At 69.2% G+C, this 12,144-nt stretch carries 17 protein-coding genes; 9 read left to right on the top strand and 8 right to left on the bottom strand.

Annotated features, from left to right (window positions below; all coding sequences use genetic code 11):
• The first annotated feature begins 9 nt into the window (after positions 1 to 9).
• Entirely contained in the window at positions 10 to 387 is a 378-nt protein-coding gene (locus tag HF576_RS01765; RefSeq protein WP_168911058.1) for a hypothetical protein, read from the top strand.
• Positions 388 to 432: 45 nt separating this feature from the next.
• A complete protein-coding gene (locus tag HF576_RS01760; protein ID WP_168911057.1) occupies positions 433 to 630 on the top strand; it encodes a DUF3263 domain-containing protein in 198 nt (65 codons plus the stop codon).
• Here the strand turns inward: HF576_RS01760 and HF576_RS01755 are convergent.
• The gene (locus HF576_RS01755; protein WP_168910751.1) at positions 565 to 807 is read right to left on the bottom strand and encodes a hypothetical protein; all 243 of its coding nucleotides are present in this window, start codon (positions 805 to 807) and stop codon (positions 565 to 567) included. The genes HF576_RS01760 and HF576_RS01755 overlap by 66 nt on opposite strands.
• A 143-nt stretch (positions 808 to 950) precedes the next feature.
• Between HF576_RS01755 and HF576_RS20210 the strand changes: the two genes are divergently transcribed.
• Positions 951 to 1,205: a helix-turn-helix domain-containing protein gene (locus HF576_RS20210; protein ID WP_168911056.1), complete on the top strand. Its 255-nt coding sequence runs from the start codon at positions 951 to 953 to the stop codon at positions 1,203 to 1,205.
• Between the two features lie 335 nt (positions 1,206 to 1,540).
• Here HF576_RS20210 and HF576_RS01745 read toward each other — a convergent pair whose 3' ends face one another.
• Positions 1,541 to 2,206, bottom strand: coding sequence for a hypothetical protein (locus HF576_RS01745; protein WP_168911055.1), 666 nt, complete (start codon positions 2,204 to 2,206; stop codon positions 1,541 to 1,543).
• A gap of 78 nt (positions 2,207 to 2,284) precedes the next feature.
• On the opposite strand from HF576_RS01745, the gene HF576_RS01740 reads away from it, so the two are divergent.
• Entirely contained in the window at positions 2,285 to 3,217 is a 933-nt protein-coding gene (locus HF576_RS01740; protein ID WP_240948688.1) for a DMT family transporter, read from the top strand.
• A gap of 3 nt (positions 3,218 to 3,220) precedes the next feature.
• Here the strand turns inward: HF576_RS01740 and HF576_RS01735 are convergent, their stop codons facing one another.
• Both HF576_RS01735 and msrB read right to left on the bottom strand, forming a co-directional pair.
• Entirely contained in the window at positions 3,221 to 3,751 is a 531-nt protein-coding gene (locus HF576_RS01735) for a nitroreductase family protein (protein WP_168912029.1), read from the bottom strand.
• Positions 3,752 to 3,828: 77 nt separating this feature from the next.
• Positions 3,829 to 4,236, bottom strand: a complete 408-nt coding sequence (gene msrB, locus HF576_RS01730) for a peptide-methionine (R)-S-oxide reductase MsrB (protein WP_168911053.1) — start codon at positions 4,234 to 4,236, stop codon at positions 3,829 to 3,831.
• Positions 4,237 to 4,346: 110 nt separating this feature from the next.
• Between msrB and HF576_RS01725 the strand changes: the two genes are divergently transcribed.
• The 5 genes from HF576_RS01725 to groL all read left to right on the top strand — a co-directional run bounded on the left by HF576_RS01725 (position 4,347) and on the right by groL (position 8,411).
• Positions 4,347 to 5,387: a DUF2332 family protein gene (locus HF576_RS01725; RefSeq protein WP_343234146.1), complete on the top strand. Its 1,041-nt coding sequence runs from the start codon at positions 4,347 to 4,349 to the stop codon at positions 5,385 to 5,387.
• 9 nt (positions 5,388 to 5,396) lie between these two features.
• On the top strand, positions 5,397 to 5,645 hold the full coding sequence (locus HF576_RS01720) for a DUF3263 domain-containing protein (RefSeq protein ID WP_168911052.1): 249 nt from the start codon (positions 5,397 to 5,399) through the stop codon (positions 5,643 to 5,645).
• Positions 5,646 to 5,694: 49 nt separating this feature from the next.
• Positions 5,695 to 6,261 (top strand): LytR C-terminal domain-containing protein, encoded by a 567-nt coding sequence (locus HF576_RS01715; RefSeq protein WP_168911051.1) that lies wholly within the window; start codon positions 5,695 to 5,697, stop codon positions 6,259 to 6,261.
• 149 nt (positions 6,262 to 6,410) lie between these two features.
• A complete protein-coding gene (locus HF576_RS01710) occupies positions 6,411 to 6,614 on the top strand; it encodes a cold-shock protein (protein ID WP_168911050.1) in 204 nt (67 codons plus the stop codon).
• 174 nt (positions 6,615 to 6,788) lie between these two features.
• Entirely contained in the window at positions 6,789 to 8,411 is a 1,623-nt protein-coding gene (gene groL / locus HF576_RS01705; RefSeq protein WP_168911049.1) for a chaperonin GroEL, read from the top strand.
• A gap of 76 nt (positions 8,412 to 8,487) precedes the next feature.
• On the opposite strand, the gene HF576_RS01700 is transcribed toward groL, so the two are convergent.
• The 4 genes from HF576_RS01700 to HF576_RS01685 form a co-directional block, all read right to left on the bottom strand.
• Positions 8,488 to 8,775 (bottom strand): WXG100 family type VII secretion target, encoded by a 288-nt coding sequence (locus HF576_RS01700; RefSeq protein WP_168912027.1) that lies wholly within the window; start codon positions 8,773 to 8,775, stop codon positions 8,488 to 8,490.
• A 137-nt stretch (positions 8,776 to 8,912) separates the two neighbouring features.
• Entirely contained in the window at positions 8,913 to 10,658 is a 1,746-nt protein-coding gene (locus HF576_RS01695; RefSeq protein ID WP_343234145.1) for a sensor histidine kinase, read from the bottom strand.
• Between the two features lie 43 nt (positions 10,659 to 10,701).
• The gene (locus HF576_RS01690) at positions 10,702 to 11,394 is read right to left on the bottom strand and encodes a response regulator transcription factor (protein ID WP_168911048.1); all 693 of its coding nucleotides are present in this window, start codon (positions 11,392 to 11,394) and stop codon (positions 10,702 to 10,704) included.
• Positions 11,395 to 11,457: 63 nt separating this feature from the next.
• On the bottom strand, positions 11,458 to 12,114 hold the full coding sequence (locus HF576_RS01685; RefSeq protein ID WP_343234144.1) for a helix-turn-helix transcriptional regulator: 657 nt from the start codon (positions 12,112 to 12,114) through the stop codon (positions 11,458 to 11,460).
• Positions 12,115 to 12,144: the final 30 nt, after the last annotated feature.

The following is a 12,144-nucleotide window of genomic DNA, read 5'->3' as shown; positions in this document are numbered from 1 at the left end:
ACTACAGATGTGAGCTCGCCGGCGCCGGACGAGACTGGGGCGCAGATCCAGGCGGCCGCCAACGGCGCCCCCCTTCCACCCGGTGTCGTGCAGCTCGGGCCCCCACAGATCATCGCGTCCGTAGATGAGCCGGGAACCTACGAAGCCGTCGTCCGTATCTGCTCCGAGCCGATCGACCGCGAGCAGCTCGTCGTGGTCGGCAACATCATTGCGAAGACGATCTACAGCGATCCTTCACACGAGTCGCTCAGCGTCCTCGTCGTCACGTCATGGGTGCCGGACGGTGCGGGTTCGGTCGAGACGGCCGACAGCATCCGCACCCGCGATTACAGCGTCATCCTCTGGGACTCCGAGACGGCGCCGCCGAACGCCTCGGCGTGGGAGTAAACCTTCTGCGCCGATGTCGGAGGCGTCCAGCAGGATCGTCTCTCGATGCGACCCGACGCACTGCTCGACTTTGAACGCGCCCACCCACGCCACACCGGCGCCAAGGAAGTGGCGATCATCCGCGATCTCGGCCTGAAGCCTGCGAGGTACTACCAGCTGCTCGCGCGCGCTGCAGCGTCACACGAGGGCCAGGCCCACGACCCGTTCACCGCTCACCGGATCATCCGCCGTATCGCCGCGTGACGCCGGCAGCGGCTCGACGGTCGCGATCTGGGAGAGCGGAAGGCCGAGCCGCACGGCGAGCGCGGCGAGGTGCGCGATCGTCGGATGGGCACGGTCGACCGCCGGTGCCGTAAGCCGGAGAATGCCGTGCTGCTCGTGGTGCTTGTCGAGCACGGCCTGGTTGATGATGATGCGCACTGTGATCGAGTCCCCCGACTCATTTGCTTGAGCGCCCCCAGCTCCGCGTGTCGGATCGCGCTTTCCTTGGAGGATGCTAGTTCAAATGAACTAGGCCGAGCGTCGAGGGATCGAACCGAGACGGGAACGATACCTTCGGCACCGTGCCAGCCGGGGGTAGCCAGACGGCCGAGCTCTCTCAGCTCGTCGCCAAGATCCTCGACGACGCCTGGCTTGAGTCAGGTCTCACCCAAGGCCAACTCGGCGCAGCGGCCGGCATCTCACAGTCGCAGGTGTCGAAGTATCTACGCGGCACTCGGGTCCCCGACATCGACAAGCTCGACGCGCTCTGCGATGCGCTGGGACTCGACGTCGCAGCTGTGGTGGCCGGCGCTCAAGCGCGCCGAGGAACCCGGTAGGTATCCGCGGTTTACTCGCTGTTTTTGGCGGGACACGCCGGGAACTGGTGGGCACTCGATAGCGCCTCGACGAGTCGATAAGGCCTGATCACGGGCACGATAGGGAAGTGATGGGCAGCGGCATCCCGAAAACGGGGGTTGCAGGTTCAAGTCCTGTAGCCGGCACAACGCACGGCGTCGACCCGAACTTGTCACACGGGGGTTGGCAGGTTCAAGTCCTGTAGCCGGCACAACGCAGGGCGTCGACCCGAACTTGTCACACGGGGGTTGGCAGGTTCAAGTCCTGTAGCCGGCACAACGCAGGATCAGCTCCAGCCAGGCGCCGGCCGGCCAGTTCACTCCGGCGCGGGCTCGAACGTGATCGTGAGGGGCGTCGCGCCCGTCGCCCGATCGAATTCGAGGGTTGCAGAGGCGATGGCCGCGCCGCCCGAGGACGGACCGATCGTCGCCGTGAAGGTCTCGCCCTCGCCGGACCGGTTGAACTCGGCGAGGTCCTCCTCGAGCGAGTCCAGCTGGGCGGCATCCCACCCGAACTCGGCACCGAGCGCCCGCAGGTAGCCGACTGCTCCGGCCCAGCCGCGCACCACATCGGGAGTCAGCGTCACCGCGACCAGGCGATCGCCCTGCGAGCTCGCGCTGAGCGCCGCGATGTCGTCCAGGATGTGCACCTCTTCGCCCGCCGCCACGATCGCCCGTACCGGACGACGGAACTCCGCCGACTTCTCGCCGTCGGCGGCAAGCCCCAGCTCGGTCGCCGACAGGCCGCCGTCACCGACCCGCACGCGCACGACCCCCTCGACGTTGACGTAGTCGAAGCCCGCGTCGGTGAGCATGCTCGATCCGTCCGACGCCTTCTGGTCCTCGGACGCCGCGGGATGCTCCTCGGTCCACCACGAGCCCTGGATGGCGAGGGATGCCAGGACCACGCCGCCGATGATCAGCACCAGCACCGCGGCCGGCAGCCAGGTGAGCAGCGTGCGTGTGCGAGCGGAGAGGGCCACGCTCCAGCGTAACCGGGGCACACGGGTTCGCCCGAGCCGAGGGAGGCGGGCAAGATGGGACGAGTGACCGCTCGCCGAATGCCCGCCTGGCTGGCGCTGGCCGCAGCCGCGGGCATCGGCGTCATGACGGCGGTCCAGGCGCGCATCAACGGTCAGCTCGGGGTGCGGCTCGAAGACGGCTTCGTGGCGGCGCTGGTGTCGTTCGGGTCCGGGTTGGTGGTGCTGATCGCGCTGTCGGGCCTGCTGCCGTCGGGCAGGGCCGGATTCGGCAGACTGATCGCAGGCGTGCGCACCCGCGGCATTCCCTGGTGGATGCTGGCAGGCGGCGCGGCCGGGGCCCTCACGGTCGCGACACAGGGTCTCGCGGTGGGCATCATCGGCGTCTCGCTGTTCACCGTCGGAGTGGTGGCGGGGCAGACCGTCAGCGGGCTGCTGCTGGACCGCGCCGGATTCGGCCCGGCCGGCGTGGTGGCGGTGACGGTGCCGCGGCTCGTCGGCGGTGCGCTGGCGCTGATCGCGGTCAGCATCGCGCTGGCCGGCGACGGACTGGCCGGCATCCCGATCTGGATGGCACTGCTGCCCGTGCTCGCCGGCGCCGGCATCGCGTGGCAGCAGGCGACGAACGGGCGCCTGCGGCAGCGCGTCGGCACGCCGCTCATCGCGACGCTCGTGAACTTCACCGGCGGCACGTTGCTGCTGGCACTGGGGACAGTCGTGCACGTCGCAGTGACCGGGCCACCGGCCCCGTTCCCGGCCGACCCGTGGCTGTACGCCGGCGGCGTCATCGGCGTGGTCTACATCGCGGTGGGCGCGGTCGTGGTGCAGCACACCGGCGTGCTGCTGCTGGGACTCGGCACCGTCGTCGGGCAGCTCGTGACCTCGCTGGTCCTCGACGTCGTCTGGCCCGCTCCGGCGGGTCCCGGTCTCATGCAGGCGCTCGCGATGGTCGTCGTGGCTCTCGTTTCGGTCGTGGTCGCCGCCGTTCCGTGGCGGCGGTGGCGCAGGCCCTGAGCCTCAGTCCTTCGCGGGTTTCGGCATCCGCGTCAGCAGTTTGCGGGCGTCGACGGCTTTGCGTCGCCCCGCCCCGCTGCGTGGGGGCTTGCCGCCCACGTACAGCCACCCCAGCAGCTCCTCGTCCTTCTTCAGGCCGTGCGCCTTCGCGACGGCCTTGGACCGGGTGTAGTGGCCGGTGCGCCAGATGACGCCCCATCCGGCTTCGTCCAGCAGCAGGCTCAGTGCGTGTGCGACGCCTGAGGCCACGGCCTCCTGCTCCCAGCGCGGCACCTTGTCGCTCTTGCGGTAGCTCGCGACGATGGCGATCAGGAGAGGGGCGCGCAACGGCTTGGTCGAGGATCCCTTGTCGCCCTCAGCCTTGCTGATCGCTCGGCCGAGCCGCTCGCGGTCGGTGCCGCGCAGCTCGATCAGGCGCCAGGGCTGCAGCGACGAGTGATCGGCGACGCGTCCGGCCACCGAGACGAGCCGCAGCAGCTCCGCGTGGGTGGGTGCGTCGTCGGTGACCTTCGACCACGAGCGCCGCGCTCTCATCGCCTCGAGCGCGGGGGCAACCCGCACGGAGACTCCGTTCGACGGCTCCGAGGAGCCCGGATGGGGCGACGGGGCGGTCACTCCGCGGCGCCGGGGGAGAAGTTGAGCGAGATCGAGTTCATGCAGTACCGGTCGCCGGTCGGCGTGCCGAACCCGTCCGGGAACACGTGGCCCAGATGCGAGCCGCAGTTCGCGCACCGCACCTCGGTGCGCACCATGCCGTGGCTGTTGTCTTCGATGAGCTCTACCGCCTCGGGCCGGATCGACTCGTAGAAGCTCGGCCACCCGCAGTGCGAGTCGAACTTCGTGCCGCTGCGGAACAGTTCGGCGCCGCACGCCGCGCAGGTGTACAGGCCGGCGCGTTCCTCATCGAGCAGCTCGCCCGTCCATGGGCGCTCGGTGCCCGCCTCTCGCAGCACCGCGTACTGCTCGGGCGTCAGTTCGCTGCGCCACTGCTCATCGCTCTTGTCGACGGCGTACGTCATGGGCCCTCCTCGGTGCATCCGGATGCTTCCATTCAACCTCAGCCGCGACGGGCTCGCTCCGTCGCGACTGGGCGTTCGCCGCGAAGCCGGCCGTGAGAGAGGATGACTGCGTGGGAACGGATGCCGCAGCCGCCGCCGCAGCCGAGTCCGCTGCGGTCACGGCTGCGGTCATGGAGCGGTACGCCCGGTTCGCCCGGGATGAGGCTCCCGGGCGCTCGGAGCTGTACGCCGAGTGGGCGGCCGGCGTCGCCGCCGACTCCGACGCTGCCGCCATCCTGGCAAGGGTCCCGGCCACGAGTCGCCAGCCTCCGCTCGTCTTCGCGGTGAGCCGCATGCTGGGTGCGCCCGAACGGAGCTACCCGGCGTGGGCGCAGTGGGTCGCCGCGCATGCCGACGAGCTGGTGGCCGAGGCATCCCGCCGCCGACTTCAGACGAACGAGCCGCAGCGCTGCGCCGCCCTGCTGCCGGTTCTCGCCGGCGTCGAGGGACCGGTCGCGCTGCTCGAGATCGGTGCGAGTGCGGGGCTCTGCCTGTATCCCGACCGCTACTCGTACCGCTACCGTGACCGCGGATCGGGGCGCGTCGTCAGTCTCGACCCGCATGACGGGCCGGCACCGGTCGTGCTCGAATGCGACTTCGCCGGCACACCCCCGTTGCACATGCCGCACGTGGTCTGGCGCGCCGGGATCGACGTGGCTCCTCTCGACGCCGCCGCGGTCGACGATCGGCGATTCCTCACGAGTCTCGTCTGGCCGGGGGAGCAGGGTCGCGTCGATCGGATCCGCGCCGCGCTCGACATCGCCGCCGCGGATCCGCCACGGCTCGTCGCCGCCGATGCGACCGAACCCGCTGCGCTCGCCGCGCTCGCGGCCGATGCGCCCGGCGACGCCACACTGGTCGTCACGACACCCGGCGTGCTGCCGCACATCCCGCGGGCAGGTCGCGACCGGCTGATCGCGGCGGTACGGGCGATGGGCGCCGTCTGGATCTCGATCGACCCGCCGGGACTGCACGACGCGTGGCGACCGCCGGTGGATTCTGCGACATGGGGCGGGTTCGTGCTCGGTCGCGACGGCGCGCCGCTCGCGGCGGTGGACCCTCTCGGCGCTTTCGTGGAGTGGCGCGCAGGAGGAACGGATGCCGCGGGCTAGCGTGGCAGCGTGCCCCTGACCGATCGCGATCGCGCCATCCTCGACTTCGAGGCCGAATGGCGCCGTCATGCGGGTGCGAAGGAAGAGGCGATCCGGGCGGAGCTCGGTCTCTCACCGGCACGCTATTACCAGCTCCTGGGCCGCCTGATCGACACGGCCGAGGCGCAGGAGCATGACCCGATGCTCGTCAAGCGGCTGCGCAGACTGCGCGACGCGCGCACGGCCGCGCACATCGGGCGCGCAGCCGACATGCGCTGAACGGACCGTCGCGCACGGTCCTCACCGGTTCGGCGGGTAGCATCGACGGGTGCCGAGATCGACCTTCCCCCGGGATCGCTTCGACGATCTTCCCGAGACGGACCGGGTCGGCGCCCATCGAGCCGAGAATCCTCGCATGCGCGGATGGGTCGTGCTGCTCTGGGCCGCACTGGCGACCGTCGTGCTCATCGCGGTCGGGATCTTCGGCACGCTGCTGGCCTCGGGTCGCATCGAGCTCTTCCCCGAGCCGACGCCGACGGTCCAGCCCGAGCCCGAGGTCACGCCGGTCGTCGACGTCAGCTACAAGGTGCAGATCCTCAACGCGACGCCCGAGCAGGGCCTCGCGACGCAGATGAAGGACGTGATCGTCACCGCCGGATGGGCCGATGGCGACGTCCTGGCAGGCGGCGCGGGATCGGAGGACTTCCCCGAGACCACCGTCTTCTACGTCAACCCCGAGGACGAGGCCGCGGCCGCGGGACTGGCCGATGTCATCGGCGGGGCCAACATCGAGCAGAGCGATGCCTACCCGCCGGCCGACCCCGCGATGAAGCAGCTCACGGTGGTCATCGGCCTGGACCGCACCGCGGCCGGCGCGCCCACGCCTACCCCCTGAGCCCCTCGCCTGCGCCACTCATGGCGGAGTGTGTTTCGAGCCGGTAAACAGTTGCGTTCGCTCATGTCAACAAGTGACGATCCGGGGCGGCGGCGCTGTCGTGGATGCATACGATGAAGCCCAGTACCGCCGGCAACAGGAGATTTCGCATGACCCAGGGCACCGTCAAATGGTTCAACGCCGAGAAGGGATTCGGCTTCATCACCGTCGCCGACGGCCAGGACGTCTTCGTCCACTACTCGAACATCGACATGACCGGATTCCGCGTCCTCGAAGAGGGTCAGACGGTCGAGTTCACCGTCGGCAGCGGTCAGAAGGGCCCCCAGGCCGAGGCGGTCCGCGTCGTCGCCTGACCCCGCCCAGCCTCGATCACACGAAACGGGATGCCGCGAGGCATCCCGTTTCTTCGCGTTTCGGAACCGGTCCGGCAGCTTGCACTCGATAGGTGCGAGTGCCAGAATGATTTAGCACTCGTGATTGTGGAGTGCTAATACCCAAAGCCTACGTTCCGGAGGGACGACACACACATGGCAAAGATCATCGCTTTCGACGAGGAGGCCCGCCGTGGCCTCGAGCGCGGCCTCAACATCCTGGCCGACGCCGTCAAGGTGACGCTCGGCCCGCGCGGTCGCAACGTCGTGCTTGAGAAGAAGTGGGGCGCCCCCACGATCACGAACGACGGCGTCTCGATCGCCAAGGAGATCGAGCTCGACGACCCGTACGAGAAGATCGGCGCGGAGCTCGTCAAGGAGGTCGCCAAGAAGACCGACGACGTCGCCGGTGACGGCACCACCACCGCGACCGTGCTCGCCCAGGCGCTCGTGCGCGAGGGCCTGCGCAACGTCGCGGCCGGCGCCGACCCCATCTCGCTCAAGAAGGGCATCGAGAAGGCCGTCGCGGCCATCACCGCCGAGCTTCTGTCCAGCGCCAAGGAGGTCGAGTCCAAGGAGCAGATCGCTGCGACCGCCTCGATCTCGGCCGCTGACCCCGAGATCGGCGCGCTCATCGCCGAGGCCATCGACAAGGTGGGCAAGGAGGGCGTCGTCACCGTCGAGGAGTCGCAGACCTTCGGCACCGAGCTCGAGCTCACCGAGGGCATGCGCTTCGACAAGGGCTACATCAACCCTTACTTCGTCACCGACCCGGAGCGCCAGGAGGCGGTCTTCGAGGACGCCTACATCCTCATCGCGAACCAGAAGATCTCGAACATCAAGGACCTTCTGCCCATCGTCGACAAGGTGATCCAGGACGGCAAGGAGCTCGTCATCATCGCCGAGGACGTCGAGGGCGAAGCGCTCGCGACCCTGGTGCTGAACAAGATCCGCGGCATCTTCAAGTCGGTCGCCGTCAAGGCTCCCGGCTTCGGTGACCGCCGCAAGGCGCAGCTGCAGGACATCGCGATCCTCACGGGTGGCCAGGTCATCACCGAGGAGGTCGGTCTCAAGCTCGAGAACGCCACCCTCGACCTGCTCGGCCGTGCGCGCAAGGTCATCGTCACCAAGGACGAGACCACGATCGTCGAGGGTGCCGGCGACGCCGCTGCCATCGAGGGTCGCGTGACCCAGATCCGTCGCGAGATCGACAACACCGACAGCGACTACGACCGCGAGAAGCTCCAGGAGCGCCTCGCCAAGCTCGCCGGCGGCGTGGCCGTCATCAAGGCGGGTGCGGCGACCGAGGTCGAGCTCAAGGAGCGCAAGCACCGCATCGAGGACGCCGTTCGCAACGCGAAGGCGGCCGTCGAGGAGGGCATCGTCCCCGGTGGCGGCGTCGCGCTCATCCAGGCCGGCAAGGTCGCGTTCGAGGGCCTCGAGCTCACGGGCGACGAGGCGACCGGTGCGAACATCGTTCGCGTCGCGATCGAGGCGCCGCTCAAGCAGATCGCGCTGAACGCCGGTCTCGAGCCGGGTGTCGTCGCGAACAAGGTCGCCGAGCTCGAGCCGGGCTTCGGTCTCAACGCCGCGACCGGCGAGTACGGTGACCTGTTCGCACAGGGCATCATCGACCCGGCCAAGGTGACCCGCTCGGCCCTGCAGAACGCCGCGTCGATCGCCGCGCTGTTCCTCACGACCGAGGCCGTCGTCGCCGACAAGCCCGAGAAGGCTGCGGCTCCGGCCGGTGGCGACCCGACCGGTGGCATGGACTTCTGATCCAGAAGCCGCCTCGCGTCTAGCGTCATAACGATGGGCCCCTCCTTCGGGAGGGGCCCATCGTCGTTGCGCGATGTCAGCGGAAGAGGCTCGTCGTCGACAGCTCGGTGTCGGCGTACTGACGGCCTGCTGCCGCCAGTGCGGCGCTGATGCCGGTGAGCGACTCCTCGACCTGGCGCTGCGTGGCGCGCCACTGGTCGACGACGCCGTGGAAGGCGATCGACGCCGAGCCCGTCCACGACGACTGCAGCTGGGTGAGTTGCGCCATCATCGCGTTGGACTCGGCCTGCAGCCGCTCGATCGTGCCGCGCACGGTCGCGGTGCCGGCGAGGACGGCGTCGCTGTCGACGGAGAAGACGGCCATGATGCTCCCTTCGAAGGGCGGGACGGATGCCGCGCCTCCTTCGCCTGCCACGCTAGGAGCCGCGAGCGGCGCATCGTCGCCGGTGCGGCGAAGCTGTGGAGAGGCCCGCGGAGCGGGTGCTTGGGGAGGAGCCGGTCTCAGTCCGGGATGCCGGGATCTGCGGGCCGGGGACGGGCGAGTGGCTGCGTCTGGATGTCGAGGTGCTCCGCAGCGTCCCGAGGGTCGGCCAGGGGGAACGACACGCGGAAGGTCGCGCCGCCCCCCGGCGTGTCGACGACGTCGACCGAGCCGTGCAGCGCTTCCACGATGGACGCGACGATCGACAGGCCGAGCCCGGATCCGCCGGTCTCTCGCGTGCGTGATGTGTCGGCCCGCCAGAAGCGCTGGAAGATCTTCTCCTTGATCTGATCGGGCACGCCCTCGCCGTGGTCGACGACTTCGACCCATCCCATGCGGGAGGTGTGATCGACGCCGACCCGCAGCTCGATCGGCGAGTCGTCCGCCGTGAACCGGCGGGCGTTGCCGAGCAGATTCGTGACGATCTGACGGATGCGGTTCTCGTCGCCCAGCACGATGGGCTGCAGCGGTGCCGCAGCCGGTCCGCCGTGCAGCGTCGGCAGCACGGTGGGCAGGGTGTCTGCGCTCACTCCGTTGGCCTCCGCAGCCGGAAGGGGCTTGGGTCGGCGGCGAAGCAGCGACAGGGTCGCCCCGGCACGGGCGATGGCCGAGGTGGATCCGGTGCGGCGCTTCACTTCGGGCTCGTCGACGCCGATCGGTGCCGCGGGCAGAGCCTCGCCGTCGGTCGTGTCGATGACCGCGACGGGGCGCATCGGCGAGGCGGCGCGCACGTCGAGCGCGGCGTCCCGGGCGATCGGGCGAAGGTCGACGGGGGCGATGACGACGTCGCGCTTCTCGTCCAGGCGGGCCAGCGCGAGCAGGTCCTCGACGAGGAGACCCATGCGGATGGCTTCCTTCTCGATGCGATCCATCGACTGTGCGACGTCCTCGTCGCCGCGCACGGCGCCCATCCGGTACAGCTCGGCGTACCCGCGAACTGTCACGAGGGGAGTGCGCAGTTCGTGGCTGGCGTCGCCGATGAAACGGCGCATCTGTCGCACGGTCGCGTCGCGCTGCGAGATCGCGGCGTCCACGTGGTTGAGCATCGCGTTGATCGCGGTCTTGAGGCGGCCCACCTCGGTGGTGGTCGGCTCGATGTCGGTCATGCGCTGGCTGAAGTCACCGGCGGCGATCGCGTCCGCAGTGGATTCCACCTGGCCGAGACTGCGGAAGGTCAGTGTGACCAGGAACCTGGTCGCGAAGGCACCGACCAGCAGGATGAGAATCGCAAGGATGCTGTAGATGCCGATGTAGGAGGCCACCACCTGATTGATCGGCGCCACCGGAAGGGCGACCATCTGCGTGTAGTTGTCGCGGGCGTCCTCGAGCTCGAGCAGATTCACGCTGGCGTGGAACGGTGCTCCGCCTTCGCTGCTCTCCAACGGGAACGGCTCGAGACCCTTCGTCACCGTCTGTTCGACGGTGAACGTCTCGGGGAAAGCTGGAGGATCCTGCCCTCCGCCCCCCGCCGTCCCGAGCAGGGTACCGTCAGGGCCGTACACCGCCACGAAGTACTGTGTGGGGGCGGCAGTGCGGTTGCGGTCGATGTCGGCCACGCCGTCCTTGACCTCGATCTCGAACAGCGGACTGGTCACGTCTGTGCGCGCGTAGGCGACCAGCTGAGCATCGAGATTCGTGATGAGCGTGTTGCGGAGAAACGCCAGCGTCCCGATCCCTGCCGCGAACAGCCCGACGGCCAGGAGCACGACAGTGACCCCGGTGACCTTCGCGCGCAGGCTCGTGCCGCGCCACCACCGGGTGACCACGTCGGGCTTGTGCGCCAGGTCGCCCCCTTCGAACGCCGCCGGGTCAGGCGGTCTTGCCGGCCTTCAGCATGTAGCCGAAGCCGCGCTTGGTCTGGATGAGCGGCTCGGTCGAGTGCGGGTCGATCTTGCGACGCAGGTATGAGATGTAGCTCTCGACGATGCCGGCGTCGCCGTTGAAGTCGTACTCCCACACATGGTCGAGGATCTGCGCCTTCGACAGCACGCGGTTCGGGTTGAGCATCAGGTAGCGCAGCAGCTTGAACTCGGTGGGGCTGAGGTCGATCGAGACCTCGCCCACCTGGACGTCGTGGGTGTCCTGGTCCATCGTCAGTTCGCCGGCGCGGATCACCGACTCCTCGTCGGCCTGCATGGTGCGCCGCAGGATCGCCTGGATGCGCGCGACGATCTCGTCGAGGCTGAACGGCTTGGTGACGTAGTCGTCGCCGCCTGCGTTGAGCCCGGCGATCTTGTCCTCTGTCTCATCCTTGGCGGTGAGGAAGAGGATGGGGGCGGTGTAGCCGGCCCCCCGCAGGCGCTTGGTGACGCTGAACCCGTTCATGTCGGGGAGCATGACGTCGAGGATGATGAGATCCGGCTCCTCCTCCAGCACGGCCGAGATCGTCTGGGCTCCGTTGGAGACGGCCCGGACCTGGAACCCGGCGAATCGCAGGCTGGTGATCAGCAGATCGCGGATGTTCGGTTCGTCGTCCACGACGAGGATGCGCGGTGCGGTCATGGGCCCATTATGTCGGCGTAACCGCCGGGCTCGCTGGATATCGGCGACACGGGAGGCAAATCGTCAGGAGGACGCGGAGCGCACTTCGACGCAGCAGCGGCCCGCCGCAGGGGCGAGAACGGCGGTGCGCTCATCGCCCGTCGCGGCCGCAAGGCCTCCCACGAGTTCGACGTTGGCACCGCAGATGAGAGACGTGTGGCGGCTGGCCAGGGCGTGGAACGGGCAGTTCTCCAGCACGAGGTCGCCGGTCCCCACGTCTCTGGGCTCGTAGCCGCACGCGGTGAGCGCCGACTCGAGGTCGGGCCGGGTGGCGCCGATCGCCGAGCCCGCCGCGAAGGCCTCGGCGGCCAACGCGTCGCGGATGGGCACACCGTGGGCATCGGCGCGGTCTGCGGCGGCGGCGAGGACGTCGCCGACGAGTTCGTAGTGACGTTCCGGAACGGTGAGCGCGAGCTCGGTCTGAGTCGCGAGATAGAGCTTGGCGGGCCGGCCGGCGCCTGGTCCGGTGCGCCCGCTGCGGCGTTCGTACGAGACGGCGAGCAGTCCGGCATCCGCCAGCCGATCCAGGTGGAAGGCCGCGGTGGTGCGGGGGATGCCGAGAGCCTCGGCGGCCTCGTCCCGGCCGATGGCGTGGTCGGCGGCGAGGCGGTACAGCTCACGACGGACCGGGTCTGCCAGCGCGGCCATCGCGCCGGCGCCTTGGGGAACCAATGCGCTCACGAGGCGAGTCTAACTCTAAAAACAAACATG

The organism is Microbacterium salsuginis (assembly GCF_012524205.1).
Lineage (GTDB): Bacteria > Actinomycetota > Actinomycetes > Actinomycetales > Microbacteriaceae > Microbacterium > Microbacterium salsuginis.
The sequence above is the reverse complement of the archived record's forward strand: the minus strand, read 5'-3'. Positions and strand labels throughout refer to the sequence as shown.